21 protein-coding genes are annotated in these 18,463 nt (G+C 68.9%); 9 read left to right on the top strand and 12 right to left on the bottom strand.

The features are described from left to right. Positions 1-5 precede the first annotated feature (5 nt). The gene (locus ASF39_RS14300; RefSeq protein ID WP_082494579.1) at positions 6-851 is read left to right on the top strand and encodes a carbon-nitrogen hydrolase family protein; all 846 of its coding nucleotides are present in this window, start codon (positions 6-8) and stop codon (positions 849-851) included. A gap of 21 nt (positions 852-872) precedes the next feature. Beyond that, positions 873-1,346, top strand: a complete 474-nt coding sequence (locus ASF39_RS14295; protein ID WP_056284958.1) for a DUF1178 family protein — start codon at positions 873-875, stop codon at positions 1,344-1,346. Between the two features lie 101 nt (positions 1,347-1,447). On the opposite strand, the gene ASF39_RS14290 is transcribed toward ASF39_RS14295, so the two are convergent. The 3 genes from ASF39_RS14290 to ASF39_RS14280 form a co-directional block, all read right to left on the bottom strand. Beyond that, positions 1,448-1,936 carry a disulfide bond formation protein B gene (locus ASF39_RS14290; RefSeq protein WP_056284955.1) on the bottom strand — a complete coding sequence of 163 codons (489 nt, stop codon included), beginning with the start codon at positions 1,934-1,936 and terminating at the stop codon, positions 1,448-1,450. Then, positions 1,936-2,517 (bottom strand): YqaA family protein, encoded by a 582-nt coding sequence (locus ASF39_RS14285; RefSeq protein WP_056284952.1) that lies wholly within the window; start codon positions 2,515-2,517, stop codon positions 1,936-1,938. The genes ASF39_RS14290 and ASF39_RS14285 overlap by 1 nt, the downstream gene beginning before the upstream one ends. An 85-nt stretch (positions 2,518-2,602) precedes the next feature. Beyond that, positions 2,603-3,070, bottom strand: a complete 468-nt coding sequence (locus ASF39_RS14280; protein WP_055883813.1) for a response regulator — start codon at positions 3,068-3,070, stop codon at positions 2,603-2,605. Positions 3,071-3,455: 385 nt separating this feature from the next. Between ASF39_RS14280 and ASF39_RS22585 the strand changes: the two genes are divergently transcribed. Beyond that, positions 3,456-4,217, top strand: coding sequence for a cold shock domain-containing protein (locus ASF39_RS22585; RefSeq protein ID WP_056284949.1), 762 nt, complete (start codon positions 3,456-3,458; stop codon positions 4,215-4,217). 110 nt (positions 4,218-4,327) lie between these two features. Next, positions 4,328-4,597 (top strand): hypothetical protein, encoded by a 270-nt coding sequence (locus tag ASF39_RS14270; protein WP_056284945.1) that lies wholly within the window; start codon positions 4,328-4,330, stop codon positions 4,595-4,597. Positions 4,598-4,706: 109 nt separating this feature from the next. On the opposite strand, the gene rpsD is transcribed toward ASF39_RS14270, so the two are convergent. Both rpsD and murI read right to left on the bottom strand, forming a co-directional pair. Then, a complete protein-coding gene (rpsD, locus tag ASF39_RS14265) occupies positions 4,707-5,324 on the bottom strand; it encodes a 30S ribosomal protein S4 (RefSeq protein ID WP_055883823.1) in 618 nt (205 codons plus the stop codon). 183 nt (positions 5,325-5,507) lie between these two features. Then, positions 5,508-6,401: a glutamate racemase gene (gene murI, locus ASF39_RS14260; RefSeq protein WP_056284943.1), complete on the bottom strand. Its 894-nt coding sequence runs from the start codon at positions 6,399-6,401 to the stop codon at positions 5,508-5,510. A 179-nt stretch (positions 6,402-6,580) separates the two neighbouring features. On the opposite strand from murI, the gene egtB reads away from it, so the two are divergent. Both egtB and egtD read left to right on the top strand, forming a co-directional pair. Further along, positions 6,581-7,843, top strand: a complete 1,263-nt coding sequence (egtB, locus tag ASF39_RS14255; protein ID WP_056284940.1) for an ergothioneine biosynthesis protein EgtB — start codon at positions 6,581-6,583, stop codon at positions 7,841-7,843. Between the two features lie 82 nt (positions 7,844-7,925). After that, complete coding sequence (gene egtD / locus ASF39_RS14250) at positions 7,926-8,894, top strand: L-histidine N(alpha)-methyltransferase (RefSeq protein WP_244472423.1); 969 nt, start codon at positions 7,926-7,928, stop codon at positions 8,892-8,894. A 42-nt stretch (positions 8,895-8,936) separates the two neighbouring features. Here the strand turns inward: egtD and ASF39_RS14245 are convergent, their stop codons facing one another. From ASF39_RS14245 to ASF39_RS14230, 4 genes are all read right to left on the bottom strand, one after another. After that, positions 8,937-9,194 (bottom strand): hypothetical protein, encoded by a 258-nt coding sequence (locus tag ASF39_RS14245; protein ID WP_056284935.1) that lies wholly within the window; start codon positions 9,192-9,194, stop codon positions 8,937-8,939. Positions 9,195-9,310: 116 nt separating this feature from the next. After that, positions 9,311-11,770: an ATP-dependent Clp protease ATP-binding subunit ClpA gene (clpA, locus tag ASF39_RS14240; RefSeq protein ID WP_055883838.1), complete on the bottom strand. Its 2,460-nt coding sequence runs from the start codon at positions 11,768-11,770 to the stop codon at positions 9,311-9,313. 23 nt (positions 11,771-11,793) lie between these two features. Continuing rightward, positions 11,794-12,192, bottom strand: coding sequence for an ATP-dependent Clp protease adapter ClpS (gene clpS, locus ASF39_RS14235; protein WP_056284933.1), 399 nt, complete (start codon positions 12,190-12,192; stop codon positions 11,794-11,796). Between the two features lie 259 nt (positions 12,193-12,451). After that, a complete protein-coding gene (locus tag ASF39_RS14230; protein WP_244472411.1) occupies positions 12,452-12,811 on the bottom strand; it encodes a phasin family protein in 360 nt (119 codons plus the stop codon). A 307-nt stretch (positions 12,812-13,118) separates the two neighbouring features. Between ASF39_RS14230 and ASF39_RS14225 the strand changes: the two genes are divergently transcribed. Further along, positions 13,119-14,603 carry an SPOR domain-containing protein gene (locus ASF39_RS14225; RefSeq protein ID WP_056284930.1) on the top strand — a complete coding sequence of 495 codons (1,485 nt, stop codon included), beginning with the start codon at positions 13,119-13,121 and terminating at the stop codon, positions 14,601-14,603. A gap of 135 nt (positions 14,604-14,738) precedes the next feature. Here ASF39_RS14225 and ASF39_RS14220 read toward each other — a convergent pair whose 3' ends face one another. Continuing rightward, complete coding sequence (locus tag ASF39_RS14220) at positions 14,739-15,449, bottom strand: DnaJ domain-containing protein (protein ID WP_056284927.1); 711 nt, start codon at positions 15,447-15,449, stop codon at positions 14,739-14,741. 165 nt (positions 15,450-15,614) lie between these two features. Continuing rightward, on the bottom strand, positions 15,615-16,745 hold the full coding sequence (locus ASF39_RS14215; protein ID WP_056284924.1) for a trypsin-like peptidase domain-containing protein: 1,131 nt from the start codon (positions 16,743-16,745) through the stop codon (positions 15,615-15,617). A 428-nt stretch (positions 16,746-17,173) separates the two neighbouring features. Here ASF39_RS14215 and ASF39_RS14210 point away from each other — a divergent pair, with 428 nt between their 5' ends. Further along, positions 17,174-17,389 carry a hypothetical protein gene (locus tag ASF39_RS14210; RefSeq protein ID WP_055883866.1) on the top strand — a complete coding sequence of 72 codons (216 nt, stop codon included), beginning with the start codon at positions 17,174-17,176 and terminating at the stop codon, positions 17,387-17,389. A gap of 176 nt (positions 17,390-17,565) precedes the next feature. Here ASF39_RS14210 and ASF39_RS14205 read toward each other — a convergent pair whose 3' ends face one another. Then, positions 17,566-17,766: a hypothetical protein gene (locus ASF39_RS14205; RefSeq protein ID WP_056284921.1), complete on the bottom strand. Its 201-nt coding sequence runs from the start codon at positions 17,764-17,766 to the stop codon at positions 17,566-17,568. 370 nt (positions 17,767-18,136) lie between these two features. On the opposite strand from ASF39_RS14205, the gene ASF39_RS14200 reads away from it, so the two are divergent. Beyond that, positions 18,137-18,451: a hypothetical protein gene (locus ASF39_RS14200; RefSeq protein ID WP_244472410.1), complete on the top strand. Its 315-nt coding sequence runs from the start codon at positions 18,137-18,139 to the stop codon at positions 18,449-18,451. Positions 18,452-18,463 lie beyond the last annotated feature (12 nt).

Raw genomic sequence — 18,463 nt, 5'->3', positions numbered from 1 at the left:
CTCCGATGTCCGAGACCCGCTTCACCGCCGCTTGCGTCCAGATGCGCTCCGGGCGCGATCCCGCCGCCAATCGCGACGCGGTGGTGGCCGGCCTGCGCGAAGCCGCGGCCGCCGGCGCCGATTTCGTCCAGACGCCGGAGATGACCTCCCTGGTGGAGCGCGGGCGCGAGAACCTCTTCGCCAAGGTGCGCCCGCAGGACGAGGACGAGACCCTGGCCGCCTGCCGCGAGGCCGCCCGCACCCTGGGCATCGTGGTGCAGATCGGGTCGCTGGCGATCCTCAACGGCGACAAGGTCGCCAACCGCGCCTTCCTGATCGACGCGCAGGGGGACATCACCGCCGCCTACGACAAGCTCCATCTCTACGACGTCGACCTGCCCAACGGCGAACGCTGGCGCGAATCGGCGATCTATACCGGCGGCGCCTGCGCGGTGGTGGCCGAGACGCCGTGGGCACCCATCGGCCTCGCCATCTGTTACGATCTGCGGTTTCCCGCCCTCTATCGGGCCCTGGCGGAAGCCGGTGCGACGATCCTCACGGCCCCCGCCTGCTTCACCCGCCAGACCGGGCAGGCTCATTGGCACGTGCTGCACCGGGCCCGCGCGATCGAGACGGGGTCGTTCATGATCTCGGCCGCGCAGGGCGGCCGCCACGAGGACGGACGCGAGACCTACGGGCATTCGCTGATCGTCGACCCGTGGGGCAAGGTGCTGGCCGATGCCGGCAACGACGCCCCCGGCGTCATCCTGGCGGAGATCGACCTTTCCCGCGTGACCGACGCGCGGGCCCGCATCCCGACCCTCGAACACGCCAGGCCCTTCACGGTGGAGAGGGTCGGGCGCCCTGCCTGACCCCGAGGGCAGGCCCCGCTCATGATCCGCTACACCCTCGCCTGCGAGGCCGGGCACGGCTTCGAGAGCTGGTTCCCGTCGAGCGAGGCCTACGACGAGCAGGTGGCGCGCGGCCTCGTGACCTGCCCGCTGTGCGGGTCGGCGGAGGTCGGCAAGGGCATGATGGCGCCGGCGATCGCCCGCGGTGGCCGCGCGACGCCACCGTCCGAAGTTCCGGCGGCTGCGGTCCCGATGCAACCCCAGGCCGGGCCGGTCGCCCTGAGCGCGGAACCGGACCGGCGCTTGCGCGCGATGATGCGCGCCATCCGCGAGCACGTGGTGAAGACCGCCGACGATGTCGGCGACCGCTTTCCGGAGGAAGCCCGCCGCATCCATTACGGCGAGGTCGACAGTCGGCCGATCTACGGCGAGGCGAGCCCGCAGCAGGCCCGCGACCTCATCGAGGAAGGGATCGCCGTGGCGCCCCTGCCGATCGCGCCCGACGACCGCAACTGATGAGAGCATCGGACCGGAAAGTGGACCCGCTTTTCGGAAAAATCCGATGCAAAGACAACGAGCTAGAGCGCCGGACCGGACATCTCGGCCGGTCCGGCGCTCTAGCGCCGCAGGGCCGCCGTGCCCGCGACCGAGGCGAGGACGAACGAGACGAGACCGTTCCAGCCCGCCAGCGAAATCCCGAAGAGCCGCCAGGCGGCGGTGGCGCAATCCACCACGCGGGTCTTTTCGAGGGCGTTCAGGAAATCGCCGATGGCCGCGGGCGCGGCTCCCGTTCCCCCGCCGCAATCGGAGGGACCCGTCCAGAACGCCCACTCCGCGCCGGCATGGTAGACGCTGAGACCGGCCCCGTAGAGCAGGCCGGCGGCGGCGAGGCCGAGCAGGAGGCGCGTCGCGCGCTCGGGTGCCGCGAGGCCGAGGAGGCCGAGGGGGATCGCCGCGTAATGGGGCAGGCGCTCGGTGAGGCAGAGCTTGCACGGGGCGTAGCCGAGGACGAACTCGAAGTAGAACGCTCCGGCGAGCGTCAGACCCGAGCCCAGCACCAGGACGAGGGCGGCCTGGCGCAGCCTGAGAAGAGCACGGTCATCCATCACAGCAGAACCTTGAACAAGACGAACCCGAGGACGATCGCCGCCACGGCCAGGGCGGCGACGAGGTTGAGATGCCGATCGAGCACCTCGCGGATCTGGACGCCGTAGCGTCCGAGCAGGCCGGCGAGCACGAAGAACCGCGCGCCGCGGGTGATCAGCGACAGCACCATGAACCAGAACAGATCGTAATGGGCAAAGCCCGACGTGATGGTCACGAGCTTGAACGGAATCGGGGTAAGGCCCTTCAGCAGGATCACCCAATGGCCGTAATGCGCGTAGGAGGCCTGGAAGGTCGCCGCCTTGTCCGACAGCCCGTAGACTCTGAACAGCCACTGTCCGATCGAATCGAACAGCAGGGCGCCGATGGCGTAGCCGAGCAGGCCGCCGGCCACCGAGGCCAGGGTGGTGACGAGGGCATAGAACCAGATGCGGTCCGGGCGGCTCACCGCCATCGGCACCAGCATCACGTCGGGCGGGACCGGGAAGAACGAGCTCTCCGCGAACGACACCGCACCCAGCGCCCAGGGAGCGGCGGGTTTTCCCGCCAGGGCGAGGATCCACTCGTACAGGCGACGGATCATGGGTGCTCGTTCGGTGGGACGGTCGCCGGATGCGCCGCCCTTTGACCACATCGGGGCGATGGTGGCGAGCGGCAGGCGGGCCCGGTCAGGCCTTGCCGGCGGCGGTCATGCGCGGCACCGGCCGTAGCAGGCTCTTGACCTGGGAGAACGGGCGGGGCCGGTTGATCACCTCGTCGAGGCGCGACCACAGCGTCTTGGGCGAGAACGGCTTGGCGATGATCTCGTTGACGCCGATGGCGATGGCCCGGTCGACGACGTTGCGGCGGGGCTGGGCCAGCATCAGGATGATCGGCACCGTCGGCGAGGGCGACGTCATCGGCGTGCGGGCGAGGCGGATGAACTCCTCGCCCGACAGGATCGCCAGATCCCAGTCGATGATGGTGATGTCGGGCTTGCTCTCGGCGAGGACGCCGAGGGCCTCGGCGCCGTCCGGCGCCTCCAGGACACGCTTGATGCCGACCCGCATCAGCATGTCCCGGACGATTCGGCGGATGTACAGGCTCTCGTCGACGACGAGGGCCGAGAGATCCGGAAACGACGGAGTTGCGATCATCGCGTGGCGGCTTGCATCCCGGCGCGAAGCGCGCTTGCGCAGGACGTTACGGCGAACGGCCTTTTTTCTTCCCTAATGCAACGCGGCGATTGCCATGGACCGCCCTGGCGCGCCTGCGTCCCATTCAGCCAGCGAGCCGAGCCCGCCGAGTCCTCCCGGTGTCGCCTGCGACAAAAAAGTGGGAGCCTTGCTCGGAAAGTTGCGGAACCGAATGGCGAAAGCCGAGATGCGTCTTGCGATTGCGGCAGCTTTCGGTCAGGACTAGGGCGTTATTCTTGGTTACCGCTGCCGGGGATGACGATTCTGTGCTGCGTGGGCTGTCTGGGACGGCGCGCACACGGTGTCGGAGACTAATGGACGGCGGACGGTTTTTGGCGAGCTTTCGATGGGACGTGGTCGTGATTTCAGGGGGCCGCAGAAGCGCGGCTTCGATGAGGGTGGAGCCGAGCCCCGGTGGCCGGATCAGGCTCCCCCGAGCGGTGGCTTCGGCGGTGGCTTCGGCGGCGGCGGTTTCGACCGTGGCCCGTCGCGCGCGGCGGCAGCCCCCTCCGGACCGGAGCGTGACGCGACGGTCAAGTGGTTCAACAAGGAGAAGGGCTTCGGCTTCGTCGAACTCGCCGATGGTTCGGGCGACGCCTTCCTCCACATCCGCGCCGTCGAGGCCGCGGGCCATGCCGACCTCCTCCCCGGAACGCGCCTGACGGTTCACACCGCTCAGGGCCAGAAGGGCCCGCAGGTCACCGACGTGACCAGCGTCGACACCTCCACGGCCGAGGCGGCCCCTCCGGCCCGCGAGGCTCGCCCGCCGCGGACCGGCGGTTTCGGCGGCGGTGATCGCTACGGCAGCGCCGGCGGCGGTTACGGCGGCGGTGGCGGCGATCGCTACGGCAGCCCCAGCGGCGGCGGCGGTGGCGGACGTTTCGCCAGCGGCCCGTCCACCGAGATGACCGGCACGGTCAAGTGGTACGATCCGGCGAAGGGCTTCGGCTTCGTGTCCGTCAACGACGGTGGGAAGGACGTGTTCGTCCATCGCTCCGCCCTGTCGCGGGCCGGTCTCGAGTCGCTCGCGGAAGGCCAGCAGGTCGTCCTGGGTGTCGTCGAGGGACAGAAGGGCCGCGAGGCCCAGAGCGTCCAGGTCGACGATTGATTTTGTCCTAGGGTCGGGGTTCGCCCCGATTCCGTCGGATCGATCGACGATGGATTGAACGGCGGCCGCGAGGCCGCCGTTCGTCGTTCAGGATCACCGTGAGCCAAGGCATGCGCGTCTCGACCTTCGCCGCCGTCCTCGTCGCCTCGGCGGCAAGCCTCGCCGAACCGGCGGCAAGCGCCGAGGACTTCACGGGCTTCTACGCCGGTGTGAATGCAGGCTACGCCTTCGGGAAGGACACCTCGGAGGCGACTTCCCCCGCCCCGGTCGCGACGCCCGGCGCGCCGCCTTCGAACGCCACGGCGCTTCCGCCCAGCGCCGCGAACGCGGCGCGGACGATGAAGGCGGCACCCAAGGCTGGGCCGTCCCTGCTCCGTTAGGCCGTCTCTCCCCGCCGGGACGCGACCGTCGCGGAAACGAGAAAGGCCGCCCCGAGGGGCGGCCTTTCCTTCGAGTGCGCCGGCGACCCGGAGGTCGCTGGCGAGGCGATCAGCGCGAGTAGAACTCGATCACGAGGTTGGGTTCCATCTGGACGGGGTAGGGAACCTCGCCGAGACCGGGAACGCGGGTGACGCGGGCGGTCATCTTGGAGTGATCCACCTCGATGTAGTCGGGCACGTCGCGCTCGGCGAGCTGCACCGCTACGACCACGATCTCGAGCTGCTTGGAGGAATCCTTGACCTCGATCAGGTCGCCCGGCTTCACGAGGTAGCTGGCGATATTGACCCGCTGCCCGTTGACCTTGACGTGGCCGTGGTTGACGAACTGACGGGCCGCGAACGGGGTCGGAACGAACTTGGCGCGGTAGACGACGGCGTCGAGGCGGCGCTCGAGCAGACCGATCAGGTTCTCGCCCGAATCGCCACGCAGGCGGATCGCCTCGGCGTAGTAGCGGCGGAACTGCTTCTCGGTGATGTTGGCGTAGTAGCCCTTCAGCTTCTGCTTGGCGCGCAGCTGCGTGCCGAAGTCGGACATCTTGCCCTTGCGGCGCTGGCCGTGCTGGCCGGGGCCGTACTCGCGGCGGTTGACGGGGCTCTTGGGCCGGCCCCAGATGTTCTGGCCCATGCGGCGATCGAGCTTGTGCTTCGCCTGAATGCGTTTCGACATCGCGGTTCCTCTCAGCGGGTGAGATAGAGGTGAGGAACGCGCCCTCCTCTTCCCGAGCGGCCATAGGGCGCGGGCGGGACGACAGAGCGGACAGAGCCGCTCACGGGTGCGCTAGAAAACGCGACGGGGCCCCTCGTCGGAGCCCCGCTGCAGCCGCGTCCTTAGGTCAGAAGCCGGCTCCGGTCAATCCGCCGACGCGTCGTTCACGCACAACGGCATCGCGTCGATCATCACCTCCCGCAGGCCCCGGCTGGCGAGCGAATGGCGCAGGGGCGTGGTCACGCTCCCGCCGCCGGTGAAGATCGCCCGCACCGGCATGCGCATCCGGTCGGCGTCCCGAGGTGCCGGACCTAGAAGCTGGAGGACGCGCCGGGCGATCGCCGGCGAGGGGTCGATCCAGGTCACCGGCCATGGCGCCAGTCGCTCGAACCGCGCCAGCAGCAGCGGGTAGTGGGTGCAGGCGAGGCACACGACATCGGTGCGTCGCCCGTCCGCGGCGGTCACGAAGCAGCGGGCGATTTCGGCGGCGAGCGCCGCATCGTCCACCGGCTGGCCGGCGAGTTCGGCCTCCGCGAAGTTCGCGAGGTTGGGAGCTCCGACGAGGGTGACGTCGCAGGCGCCGGCATAGGTGGCGATGAGGTCGTGGGTATAGGCCCGTGCCACGGTGCCGGGGGTCGCCAGCAACGAGATCATGCCGGAGCGCGTCGCCGCAGCGGCGGGCTTGATCGGCGGCACCACACCGACGAAGGGCGTGCCGAAGCGCGCCCGCAGGGACGGCAGCACCAGCGTCGAGGCGGTGTTGCAGGCCACCACCACGAGGTCGGGGCGATGGCGGCCGATGAGCCGGTCCATCACCGCCAGCACCCGCGCCACAAGGACGGGCTCGGGCAGCCCGCCGTAGGGAAAGGCGGCATCGTCGGCGGCGTAGAGATAGGTGGCGTCCGGACGGACCCGGCGCACCTGCTCGAACACGGTGAGACCGCCGAGCCCGGAATCGAACACGAGGATCGTCGGTTCGGGCGTCGAGGCGGTCACGACGGCGGATGTCGCTGTTCCGGCCATGAGATCGATCGGCATGGGACTCTCGCGCGACACCCGATGACGGAGGAGTGTCCGCGAATTGGGGTTAAGGACATCTCACCACGGCGAGAAAAAGGCGTCCGATCGGTCCGCGACGAACCGGATCGCGGGGTGGCGGTTGTCGAAACGGGGCCGACACATATGTGGTGTCCCACCGCGACCAAGGGACATCCGACATGGCAGCCACGGCCGCATTCCGCGACGCTCCTCTCTCGCGTCCGACGTTTCCGCCGCCCTCCCCGGCCGCCCGCCCGATCGATCGAGCGGCCTGGATCGCCGCGTTTCGGCACGTCCGGGACGAGACCGAGCGTCGGGCCGCTCCTCTGTCGGCAGAGGACCAGCAGATCCAGTCGATGGCGGATGCGAGCCCGACGAAGTGGCATCGGGCGCATACGACCTGGTTCTTCGAGCAGTTCCTGCTGCGGGACAACCTGCCGGACTTCTCCGTCTACGACGAGCGCCTGCACTACCTCTTCAATTCGTACTATGTCGCCGCCGGCCCGCGCCAGCCGCGGATCATGCGGGGTCTCATCACCCGGCCTAACGCCGAGGAGGTCCGCGCCTACCGTGCCCATGTCGACCGGGCGGTCGAACACCTGATCACGCAGGCGACCGACGCGGTTCTCTCGTCGGTGCTGCCCGTCTTGGAGATCGGCCTGTATCATGAGCAGCAGCACCAGGAACTGCTGATCACCGATATCCTGCACGCCTTCGGGCAGAACCCGCTCAACCCGGCCTACGACGAGACCTGGCGCTTTCCCGCCCCGGAGGCCGTCGCCGGCACGGTCGCGCTGCCGGGAGGCGTCACCCGGATCGGCCACGAGGGCGATGGCTTCTCCTTCGACAACGAATCGCCGCTCCACGACACCCTGATCCTGCCCTGCACCATCGACCGCGCCCTCGTGACCAATGTTCAGTGGCAGGCGTTCATGGCGGACGGCGGCTATGCCCGTCCCGAACTCTGGCTGTCCGACGGCTGGATCATGGCGCAATCGGAAGGGTGGGAGGCCCCGGGCTATTGGCAGCACGGGGAAGAGGGGTGGTCGAGCATGACGCTGGCCGGCCGCCGGCCGATCGAGCCGACCCTGCCGGTCACGCACGTCAGCTACTACGAGGCCGATGCCTATGCCCGCTGGGCCGGGCGCGACCTGCCTACCGAGTTCGAATGGGAAGTCGCAGCCCGCGAAGGCCTGCTCGCCGACGCCTTCGGGTCGGTCTGGCAATGGACCCGCAGCGCCTATACGGCCTACCCGGGATATCGTCCGGTCGCGGGTGCGCTCGGCGAGTACAACGGCAAGTTCATGTCGAACCAGTTCGTGCTGCGTGGCTCCTCGGTGGCGACGCCGCCGGGCCATGCGCGTACCGGGTATCGCAACTTCTTCTATCCGCACCAGCGCTGGCAGTTCACCGGGCTTCGGCTCGCCGACGCCAACGCCTGATCTAGCCCCCAGCGTTCATTCTCGCGTTCCTTCCGGCCCCGCGTTCTTTTTGTCCTCGCGTTCTTGGAGACGAGCCGTGACCATCAACCCCGTCTTCACCAACGCGAGCCCTCTCGCGTCCGTCGATCCCGAACGCCAGTTCCTCGCCGACGTCGTCGAGGGACTCTCGGCGCGGCAGAAGTACCTGTCGGCCAAATACTTCTACGATGCTGCCGGATCGGACCTGTTCGAGGCGATCACCCGCCAGCCGGAGTACTATCCGACCCGGACGGAGCTCGGCATCCTCGACGCCGACGGGCCGGCGATCGCCTCCGCCTTGCCGCGGCGGGCCGATCTCGTCGAGTTCGGGAGCGGGTCCACCGTCAAGGTCCGCCGGCTCCTGAGGCACCTGCCGGACCTGGCGGCCTATGTGCCGGTTGACGTTTCGGAGAGCTTCCTGCGCAGCGAGGCCGACGCCCTGGCGGTCGACTTCCCGCATCTCGGCATCGAGCCCGTGGCGGCCGATTTCACGCGGCCCTTCACCTTGCCCGACGGCCTGTGCGGCCAGTCGGTCGCCGGCTTCTTCCCCGGCTCGACGATCGGAAACTTCGAACCGCCCCAGGCAGGCGACCTCCTGGCGCATTTCGGGCGCGTGCTGGGGCGTGGTGCGACGCTGATCGTGGGCGTCGACCTGGTCAAGGACGTCGACATTCTGGAGGCGGCCTACGACGACACGGCCGGCGTGACGGCAGCGTTCAACCTCAACCTGTTGACCCGGATCAATCGGGAACTCGGAGCCGACTTCGCTGTCGCTCGCTTCGCGCACCGGGCCTTCTTCAACCCGCGGGCCTCCCGCATCGAGATGCATCTCGTCAGCCTGGACGACCAATCCGTCGCCATCGGCGGCCGGACGTTTTCCTTTGCAAAAGGCGAGTCGATCCACACCGAGAACAGCTACAAGTACACCGTCGCGACGTTTCGCGATTTGGCGGCAGAGGCCGGCTGGGAGCCGGTCAGCGTCTGGACCGACGCCGACGCGTTGTTTTCCGTCCACGCCCTCAGGAGGCGCTGAGCGCGCCACGACCGCGCAAAGCGACGGACTCGAAGCGCCGCCTCAGCCGCGCTTCTCCATCATCTGCTTGACCTGCATCATCTGGTCCCAGACGGTTCCCGGGGTCGTGCCGAGCACGTCGAACCCGGCGCTGACGCCCCAGTAGATCCCGTAGAGGATAAAGGGGACGACGATCCAGCCCAGGATTTCCTCGAACCGATGACGCTGGGTGCGGCGTCGGCGGCGCTTTTCCCGCGCGGTGAGGGCCTGCGAGGGAGCGACGGAGACGGGCGTGAGGGGACCCTCATGCAAGTCGCTCATCGGTCATCCCTTTCGTTTGCCATCCGACGAGGCGAAACCATCCTCGCCACCATCGGATGCGCCCTCGCGAGGGCGCATCCCGGCGCTTGCTAATCGCCGTCGGCGGAGATGTCGACTCAGGCCTTGACCAGCGGGACCTTGGGCACCGTGCGAACGCTGCCGGAACCGCCGCCCTTGTCCTTGCCGTCGTCCTTCTTGCGGACCACCGTGCGCGATTTGACCCTCTTGTGGCGCTTGGCGGCGTTGGCCACGTCCTTCTCGGGCTTCGGGGTCACGGGGCCGGCCGGGAAGTCGAAGCCGAGCCCGTCCTTTTCGCCCTCGACCGGCGGCTTGACGACCACGCGCACCGCGCCGCCGTCCTTCAGCTTCCCGAACAGTACCTCGTCGGCCAGCGGCGTCTTGATGGTCGACTGGATCAGACGCGCCATCGGGCGGGCGCCCATGGCGTCGTCGTAGCCGTGCTCCACCAACCAGTCGCGGGCCTCGTCGGAGAGTTCGATGGTGACGTTGCGGTCGGCGAGTTGCGCCTCGAGCTGGAGGACGAACTTGTCCACCACCTTGGCCACGACTTCCTTCGGGAGGTGACCGAACGAGATGATCGCATCGAGCCGGTTGCGGAATTCCGGCGCGAACAACTTGTTGATCGCCTCGACGTCGTCGCCCGTCCGCTTCGTCTGCGTGAACCCGTAGGCCGAACGTGCCATGTCGGCGGCCCCGGCGTTCGAGGTCATGATGATGATGACGTTGCGGAAATCGACCTGCTTGCCGTTGTGATCGGTGAGCTTGCCGTGGTCCATCACCTGCAACAGGATATTGAACAGGTCCGGATGAGCCTTCTCGATCTCGTCCAGCAGCAGCACGCAGTGCGGGTTCTGGTCGATGCCGTCGGTGAGCAGACCGCCCTGGTCGAAGCCGACGTAGCCGGGGGGTGCGCCGATGAGGCGGCTCACCGTGTGACGCTCCATGTATTCCGACATGTCGAACCGGATCATCTCGACGCCGAGACTGGCGGCGAGTTGCTTGGCCGCCTCCGTCTTGCCGACGCCGGTGGGGCCGGCGAAGAGGTAGGAGCCGATCGGCTTGTCGGGATCGCGCAGGCCGGCACGCGCCAGCTTGATCGCCGAGGTCAACGCCTCGATGGCGTTGGACTGACCGTAGACGACGCGGCCCAGGTTCTCCGTGAGGTTCTTGAGCACCACCGCATCGTCCTTCGACACGGTCTTCGGGGGGATGCGGGCCATCGTGGCGATGGTCGCCTCGATTTCCTTGACGCCGATGGTGCGCTTGCGGCGAGATTCCGGGAGCAGCATCTGCGAGGCGCCGGTTTCGTCGATCACGTCGATCGCCTTATCGGGCAGCTTGCGGTCGTTGATGTAGCGCGCCGACAGTTCCACCGCGGCCTTCACCGCCTCGGTGGTGTACTTGAGCTTGTGGAACTCCTCGAAATACGGCTTGAGGCCCTTCACGATCTCGATCGCGTCGGGGATCGAGGGCTCCTTGACGTCGATCTTCTGGAACCTGCGCACCAGGGCGCGATCCTTCTCGAAGTACTGCCGATACTCCTTGTAGGTCGTCGAGCCGATGCAGCGTAAGCTACCGTTCGCGAGTGCCGGCTTCAGGAGGTTCGAGGCGTCCATCGCCCCGCCCGACGTCGCTCCGGCCCCGATGACGGTGTGGATCTCGTCGATGAAGAGCACCGCGTTGGGGTGCGCCTCGATCTCCTTCATCACCTGCTTGAGACGCTCCTCGAAGTCGCCGCGATAGCGGGTCCCGGCGAGCAGGGTCCCCATGTCGAGGGAGAACACGGTCGCGTCGAGCAGAACCTCCGGCACCTCGCCGTGAATGATCTTCCGGGCCAGGCCTTCGGCGATGGCGGTCTTGCCGACGCCGGGGTCGCCCACCAGCAGCGGGTTGTTCTTCTGGCGCCGGCACAGGATCTGGATCGTGCGGGAAACTTCTGTCTCCCGGCCGATCAGCGGGTCGACCTTGCCGTCGCGAGCCTTCTTGTTGAGGTTGACGCAATAGGCGTCGAGGGCGTCGCCCTTCTTCTTCGTGCGCTCGCCCTCCTCGCCGCTCGGCCGCTCGGCCGCGGATTCCTCCTCGGCGCCGCGCACCGGCTTGGCCTCCGAAGCGCCCGGACGCTTGGCGATGCCGTGGCTGATGTAGTTGACCGCGTCGTAACGGGTCATGTCCTGCTCCTGCAGGAAGTAGGCGGCATGGCTCTCGCGCTCGGCGAAGATCGCCACCAGCACGTTGGCCCCGGTCACCTCCTCGCGGCCGGAGGATTGCACGTGGATCACCGCGCGCTGGATCACCCGCTGGAAGCCGGCGGTGGGCTTGGCGTCCTGGCGGCCGTCGCCGATCAGGTTCGACAACTCGGTGTCGACGTATTCGACGAGGCTGCGCTTGAGGGTGTCGACCTCGACGTTGCAGGCCCGCATGACAGCCGCCGCGTCCTGGTCGTCGACCAGGGCGAGCAGGAGATGCTCCAGCGTCGCGTATTCGTGCCGGCGCTCGCCGGCGAGCGCGAGGGCGCGGTGGAGAGCTTGTTCTAGGCTGCGAGAGAAGCTGGGCAAAGCGGGGCCTCTGAGTGGGATGCCTATTTCTTTTCCATGACGCACTGGAGAGGATGTTGATGTTTGCGTGCGAAGTCCATGACCTGCGTCACCTTGGTCTCGGCGACCTCGTAGGTGAACACCCCGCACTCGCCCACGCCATTGTGATGCACGTGCATCATGATCTGGTAGGCGTCCTCCTGCGACTTGTTGAAGAACTTTTCGACGACGTGGACCACGAACTCCATCGGCGTGTAGTCGTCGTTGAGCAGCAGCACCCGATAGAGGCTCGGGCGCTTGGTCCGCGTCTTGGTTCGGGTGATGATGGCGGTGCCCGAGCGGCCGTCGTCGCTGCCGCCCGGATCGCGCGGGTCCGAAGCGCGAGGCTCGGAGCCCGAGTGGGGGCGCAAGGGGCCGTCGCCCGGCGGCAGGACGTGAACCATCTGACTCGAATCGACCCGTTGGTGCGGCATGCTGCTCGTGAAGCTGCTGGTCCGCGGGTCGCGCCGGCGAGGCGCGCTCGCTTCGCCGTCAATCTATAGAGCGTCCGCGCCCTGCGCCAGTCGGCTGCGCGCACTTGTCCGGATCGGCGGCCCCGAGGGCGTTACGCCTCCCACCCATCCTACTCGCCGCCACGACGGCGAGGAGGGCACCGCCGCGCCCTCCAACCGACCTGACGTGGCGGCTGGATCGACGCTTTCTTCAGGCCGCCGCGGGGAGCCCGCCCCGGACTCGGCCTTCGACGGGCTTGGTCAGGTCCCTGGCGAGACCCTGGTAGAGGTCGGCCATCAGGTTGGCCTGAGCCATCAGCCGCTCGTACGAGCCCTTCAGGTATGTGGTCTGGATTTCCATGGCCGCCTGAGGGGTCTGCACCTTGGCCAGCGCCTTCATCGTTTCATTGGCGTGGATCATCGACTGCTTGGCGTAATCCACGGATTCGATGCCCATGGTCTGGGCGGTCCGGGAGAACGTACCGACGGCCTTGAGCATCGCGCCGATGCCGCCATGGCCCGTCTCACGGAGCGTGTCGAAGGCGGCCTTGTCGAGGGGGTTGGTCATCATGGGGTCGTCATGCCCTCGCGGGCATGCCTTCTTGAGTCGAGAAAGACGCGCAGGCGCCACCGGCGATCCGGCAGGGGTCGCCCCGCGCACGATTTATGTGCACCGCACCATTTCCCGTCAAGACGCATGCTGCATCGCAATATGTGCGAGCAATTTGCGGGCGCTGCATTAACCCGCCCGTAACCGCATCCTCCTAGCCTGATTGACAGATGTTGCAGGGAGACGGCCGCAGGGCCGCGTCCCGCTCCAGTCGGTTTGCGTCGCCGGTCGGCCCCGTGCCGACAGGGCCCGAGGACAGTGTGTCGTGATGCGTAGCGTTCCCAACCGAACCCGGCCGTCGCGGACCCTTGCCGGCCTTCTGGCGGCCACCGCCATCGTCGCCGTGACCACCGATTCGGCCGAAGCCCGCCGCAGCCGGCATCACCGCCCCGCGGGCGGCTACAACCCGCCCTACGCCGCCATCGTGGTCGACGTGAAGACCGGGCGCACCCTGCACGCGGTCAACGAGGATGCGCTGCGGCATCCGGCGTCCATCACCAAGGTGATGACCCTCTACATGCTGTTCGAGCAGCTCGAGCGCGGTCGCTATACCCTCGAGTCGCCGCTCACCGTCTCGGCCTTCGCCGCGGCGCGCGCGCCGTCCAAGCTCGGCTTCCGTGCCGGCGGCACCATCGAGGTCGAGGACGCGATCAAGGCCATCGTCACCAAGTCCGCCAACGATGTCGCCTGCGCCATCGGCGAGAACATCGCCGGGTCCGAGAGCCGGTTCGGCGAGATGATGACCCGCAAGGCCCGCTCGCTGGGCATGACCCGGACGAACTTCGTCAACGCCTCCGGCCTGCCCGATTCCGACCAGATCACCACCGCCCGCGACCTCGCGATCCTGGCCCGCGCGATCCAGGACCGCTTCCCCCGCTACTACCGCTACTTCCAGACCCGCTCCTTCGCCTTCCACGGCCGCACCATCGGCAACCACAACCGGCTGCTCGGCACGGTGGAGGGGGTCGACGGCATCAAGACCGGATACACCCGCGATTCCGGCTTCAACCTGATGACCGCGGCCAAGCTCGACGACCGCCAGATCGTGGCGATCGTCCTCGGTGGCAAGTCGGGTGCGAGCCGTGACCGGATCATGGCCGACCTCGTGCGCCAGAGCCTGCCGCGCGCCTACGCCGGCAGCCGCCAGGCGCCGGCCATCGTCGAGGTCGCCGAGCGCGCCCGCCCGGCGGTGGTGGCGGATGCCGCCGCCCGCACCCGCACCCAGTTCGCCTCCGCCGCCGACGACGAGGATGTCGACACCACGGCCTCGACCAACGCCGACGAGCCCCTCGACATCAGCCCCGGCCGCACGACCACCCCCGGAAGCGCCGCCCCGAAGGCGCGCCTGGGCGCCACCGCCAGCGCCCAGGCCTACGCCGCGATCCCGAGCCAGCCGGCCTTCCCCAATTCCGGGAAGGTGGAGGCCCGCCTCGCCTCCGTGGACGCGCCGGCCCGCGCCGAGGCGCGGTCCGACACGAAATCCGCCGCCCTGCCGCGCGTCACCCCCACCGCCTGGGTCATCCAGCTCGGTGCCATGGACGACGAGGACAAGGCGAAGTCCATGCTCAGCGCCGCCCGCTCGCGGGGCGGCGGAGCGCTCGCCAAGGCCTCCCCCTACACGGTGAAGGTCGAGCACGGCGGCGCCACGCTGTACCGGGCGCGGTTCTCGGGATTCTCCGAGCAGGATGCGGCGCAGGACGCCTGCAACACCCTGAAGCGCAACGGCTTCAACTGCTTCGCCACCCGTAGCTGAAGTCCAGGCGCGACCCTGCGCCTGCCTTCGCGCGATCTCGTCAGGCGCACGGACGCGAAAGGCGCCCGTGCGTGCGCGATACGACCTGCCCGAACGATCCGTTCCGAATGTCCCCCTGGCAACGCGCGTGGAGTATCAGCGATGTCGGTTCGTCAGCCTGTCCCTGGCCGCATTGATGCGCGCCGCACCTTCGACGGTTCCGCCCTGGTCGGGGTGGGACCGCTTCATCAGCGTCCGGTGGGCGGTGCGGACCTCGTCCAGGGTCGCCCCGCGCTCAAGCCCCAGGATCTGATAGGCCTCCTCCTGCGTCATCGCCCCTGGGTCCGGCGGACGGCCCGGCCGCGGGTCGGGATCGCGCTCAGCGTCTACACGCCAGCCGGCGTGCCGGCGGTCGAGATACGCCTCTAGCAGGCCGGCGCTGCGCGGATCGCGCCTGCGGCAGGCGGCCATCAGGGCGACGAGGGAATCTCGCGGCAGCGTCGAGAGGGTGCGGCCGGCATCCGGCCCGGCCATCACGGTGCCGTCGACGATCGATCCGTCGGCGCCGATCACCGGGCGGACCACTCCGGCCGAGACCGTCGGGCGCCAGCGCCGGGCACGATCCAAGACCCTGCGGGCCCGCAGGGCCAGGGCCGGAGCGCCATCGAGCGCCCAGGCCCCGCCGAGCCCGAACACCAGCGCCAGGTCGAACCGTCCCTTGACGAGGAACAGGGCGGCCAGCGCCAGGGCGCCGAAGGCCGCGATCCGCGCGATCACCTTCGCGCGCAGCGCCGGTGCGAGGCGCAGGAGGCTCCCTCCCCACCACCACAGGCCGAGGAGGGCGAGGGCGCCGAAGAGCAGGGTCATCTGTGGAACGGAGGCATGGGCGGGAGATCGTCCTGATGGTCGTCTTGGCCAGGCGGTGGTCCGGCCGTTGTAGCATCCCCCACCCGGGATCGGTCCGCGATGCCGGTCAGGCGCGGACTGCCTGCGGAGGGTGACGCGGCCTCGGGCGTCGAGCGCCCGCGAACATCACAGGCGGGCCTGGGCGACGTCGGCGGTCGTCACCCGCACCCTGCGGGTGCGGCCGTCGCGCTCGATCACCAGGTCCACCGGCGCGTCCATTCCAGCGGCCTCGAGGGCGGCGGTGAGATCGGCGAGGCGGTTCACCGGCTTGCCGCCGGCGCCCACGATGACGTCGCCGATGTCGCCGGTCTGCATGTCGACGCCGCGCAGGCCGGCGGCGGCGGCCGGGGAGCCGGGGATCACGCGCACGATCACGACGCCGTCGATCCCGAGCCGGGCGGCCGTGGCCTCCTGCCCGGCGATGATACCGATGCCGGGATTGCGGGTGCGCCCGTTCTTGATGAGCTCGGGCACCACCCGGTTCACGACGTCGACGGGAATGGCGAAACCGATGCCGGCGCTGGCGCCGGAGGGCGAATAGATGGCGGTGTTGACGCCGATGAGCCGCCCGGCGGAATCCAGCAGCGGACCACCCGAATTGCCGGGATTGATCGCCGCGTCGGTCTGGATCACGCCCGAGAGTTCGCGGCCCTCGCCGGTGGGCAGTCGCCGTTGGAGCGCACTGACGACGCCCGTGGTCAACGTGCTGTCGAGGCCGAAGGGGTTGCCGATGGCGAAAGTGGACTGGCCGACCTTGAGGTCCGCCGAGGTGCCGATGGCGAGCGCCGGCGGCATGGTGGTGGTCCGGCCCAGGCGAAGGACGGCCAGATCGTAGTTCGGTGCGGTGCCGACGACGCTCGCCGACACGACGTCTCCGGACGACAGCCGCACCGAGATTGAACCGCCGCGCTGCGTCGCCCCGGCCACCACGTGGTTGTTGGTGACGACGTGTCCCGCCGCGTCCCAGACGAAGCCGGTTCCGGTCTGCTGGCCGCTGCCCTGGCCGTCCTGAGGGTCGGGCTCCATCAGCGCGCGCCCCTGTGCCGCCGATTGCGCGAAGACGTGCACCACCGAGGGGCTGGCACGGGCGAACAGGTCGACCGTCGAGGTCTCGGCCGGGGCGAGGTCGCCACGTGCCAGGACGGCCCGGGGCTGGTCGGCCGAATAGAGGAAGCCGCTGACGTAGGGCTGCAGGACGTACAGCGCCAAAAGGCAGAGGGCGGCGGTCCAGGCGACCCGCACGAACCGGTCCGGCACGTCTCAACTCCTTCGGTCCGCGGGGCCCTGTGCCTTCGCGGCCACGCTTCGTTAACTGGTCGTTCACCGCGATTCCTTCAACCAGGGGAACATGGCCCGGTGAGGTGGCGCCGATCGACGACTGTGCGTCCACGCACCGTGTCACGGCGTCATCGGCGGTAACGAATTGGACACGGCTTCTGATCATTCTGCGATCAGACGAACAAGAGGAGCGGTCCGGGGCGACGGTTTCGAGCATCGTGGTGAATTCATGATGAACGAAACCGGGGATGACGCGACGATCGTGGCCGAACGGCCCCAATTGATCGCGAAATCGCCTCACAGATGCTTCCATCATCCCCGATACATGCCTCGCGACGCCGGGGCTCACCCTTCAACGAACCCGGCGGGCCCGCAACGGCCAGCCCCCAACAAGGACCCTGAAGACCATGGAAACCGAAGCCCTCGAACGCCCGGCGGACCTGACGATCTGGCGCACCGCGCCGGCCGCCTCCCCCGTCGCGCAGCCGGCCCGCTTCGACACCCTGCGCGAGGCCATCGAAGCCGCCGCCGGCGCCCTCACCGACCCGGCCAAGCAGCCCTGGATCATCACGGAAGAGGGCGAGATCCTCTCCCCGAACTGGATCCGCACCTACCTCAACTGATCGACGGCTCCACCGCCGCCAGGCCGGTGCGCGCCGACCCGCGCGCCGGCACGACGTTCACCGCAGACTTCTCCCTCGATCGAGCCCCGCCACCGGCCCCTGCGGGTTTGGCGCGTCGCTTCGGTCGGGGGCAGACCCGTGACCGGCACGCCGCGCGAGAGGGTCCGTCCCTGCCATCAGGCAAGGATGTCGACCGCCTTGCCCTGACCTTCGGGCAGCGCGGCCCTCTGCGTTTCGGCGCTCTCCTGGATCAGGCCCGCGATCGCCCTCTCGCTGTCGCCCTGCTGACGCAGGGCGGCGGTCTGGAACGACCCGCGCAGGGCCGAGGCCTTGTCGGCCATGATCGACGTGGCGAGGCCGGCAATGGAATCGCTCATGGGTCGGTCTCCTTCGGTTTCCGGAGACCACGGTACGGCTCAACCCCTTCAGGTTTGCTCAACGGGATCCGAAAAATTGCGACGGATCGAGGCCGTGCCCCCTCGCGGCCGTCCGGCGGACCGTCACGCGCCGCGGGTTCAGGTCGGCCCCGTTCTTCCCTAAGCTCCTCATGATCGATTCCGCTTCCGGGTTCGTGGAGGGCGCTGCCGTTTGCCGCATCAGGTCAGTCTGGGTGACGACGATACCGCCGTCCGGCGCATCCGGCGCGAACTCGCCCGCCTGGAGGCTCTGGCCCGTCGCAGGAGGATGCGCACCTGGATCGCACGGGTCGCGAGGGGGCTCGCCGGCGCCGGTGGGACCTTCGCCGTCATGGTGAAGCTGAAGGTCGCCGGTTCGCTCGGCGGTAAGCTCGTCGTCGCGGCCCTCGTCGGTCTCGGGGTGGCCTTGCCGATGGTGGTCCTCGGCGTTCTGGCGCTGGCCGTCCTGGTGCTGGCGATCGTCCAGTGCGATCCCGGCAGCGGCAGCGACTGCCCCGGCGATTGCGGCCGACGCAATGCCCGGCGCGAGCGTCTGACGGGGCTGATCGACGAACGCGTAAGTTGGCTCGCGTCCCGCGACGGCCCGGCACCGTGCCGCGCGCCGGATCGGGACCGGGCGCGAGCGCGCCGACGCCGATGGGAGTAGCCCGCAGGGCGG

Source organism: Methylobacterium sp. Leaf108 (genome assembly GCF_001423265.1).
Classification (GTDB): domain Bacteria; phylum Pseudomonadota; class Alphaproteobacteria; order Rhizobiales; family Beijerinckiaceae; genus Methylobacterium.
This window is presented reverse-complemented; position numbering and strand designations above follow the sequence as displayed.

Excerpts from the sequence above, each read along its gene's own strand:
- ASF39_RS14295 (WP_056284958.1), top strand. The coding sequence starts at position 873 with ATGATCCGCTACACCCTCGCCTGCGAGGCCGGGCACGGCTTCGAGAGC.
- clpS (WP_056284933.1), bottom strand. The coding sequence starts at position 12,192 with ATGGTTCACGTCCTGCCGCCGGGCGACGGCCCCTTGCGCCCCCACTCG.
- ASF39_RS14205 (WP_056284921.1), bottom strand. The coding sequence starts at position 17,766 with ATGAGCGATTCCATTGCCGGCCTCGCCACGTCGATCATGGCCGACAAG.
- ASF39_RS14245 (WP_056284935.1), bottom strand. The coding sequence starts at position 9,194 with ATGAGCGACTTGCATGAGGGTCCCCTCACGCCCGTCTCCGTCGCTCCC.
- egtB (WP_056284940.1), top strand. The coding sequence starts at position 6,581 with ATGGCAGCCACGGCCGCATTCCGCGACGCTCCTCTCTCGCGTCCGACG.
- ASF39_RS14225 (WP_056284930.1), top strand. The coding sequence starts at position 13,119 with ATGCGTAGCGTTCCCAACCGAACCCGGCCGTCGCGGACCCTTGCCGGC.
- ASF39_RS14300 (WP_082494579.1), top strand. The coding sequence starts at position 6 with ATGTCCGAGACCCGCTTCACCGCCGCTTGCGTCCAGATGCGCTCCGGG.
- ASF39_RS14200 (WP_244472410.1), top strand. The coding sequence starts at position 18,137 with ATGGTGAAGCTGAAGGTCGCCGGTTCGCTCGGCGGTAAGCTCGTCGTC.
- ASF39_RS22585 (WP_056284949.1), top strand. The coding sequence starts at position 3,456 with ATGGGACGTGGTCGTGATTTCAGGGGGCCGCAGAAGCGCGGCTTCGAT.
- ASF39_RS14280 (WP_055883813.1), bottom strand. The coding sequence starts at position 3,070 with ATGATCGCAACTCCGTCGTTTCCGGATCTCTCGGCCCTCGTCGTCGAC.
- murI (WP_056284943.1), bottom strand. The coding sequence starts at position 6,401 with ATGCCGATCGATCTCATGGCCGGAACAGCGACATCCGCCGTCGTGACC.
- ASF39_RS14290 (WP_056284955.1), bottom strand. The coding sequence starts at position 1,936 with ATGGATGACCGTGCTCTTCTCAGGCTGCGCCAGGCCGCCCTCGTCCTG.
- ASF39_RS14230 (WP_244472411.1), bottom strand. The coding sequence starts at position 12,811 with ATGATGACCAACCCCCTCGACAAGGCCGCCTTCGACACGCTCCGTGAG.
- ASF39_RS14210 (WP_055883866.1), top strand. The coding sequence starts at position 17,174 with ATGGAAACCGAAGCCCTCGAACGCCCGGCGGACCTGACGATCTGGCGC.
- ASF39_RS14285 (WP_056284952.1), bottom strand. The coding sequence starts at position 2,517 with ATGATCCGTCGCCTGTACGAGTGGATCCTCGCCCTGGCGGGAAAACCC.
- rpsD (WP_055883823.1), bottom strand. The coding sequence starts at position 5,324 with ATGTCGAAACGCATTCAGGCGAAGCACAAGCTCGATCGCCGCATGGGC.
- ASF39_RS14270 (WP_056284945.1), top strand. The coding sequence starts at position 4,328 with ATGCGCGTCTCGACCTTCGCCGCCGTCCTCGTCGCCTCGGCGGCAAGC.
- ASF39_RS14220 (WP_056284927.1), bottom strand. The coding sequence starts at position 15,449 with ATGACCCTGCTCTTCGGCGCCCTCGCCCTCCTCGGCCTGTGGTGGTGG.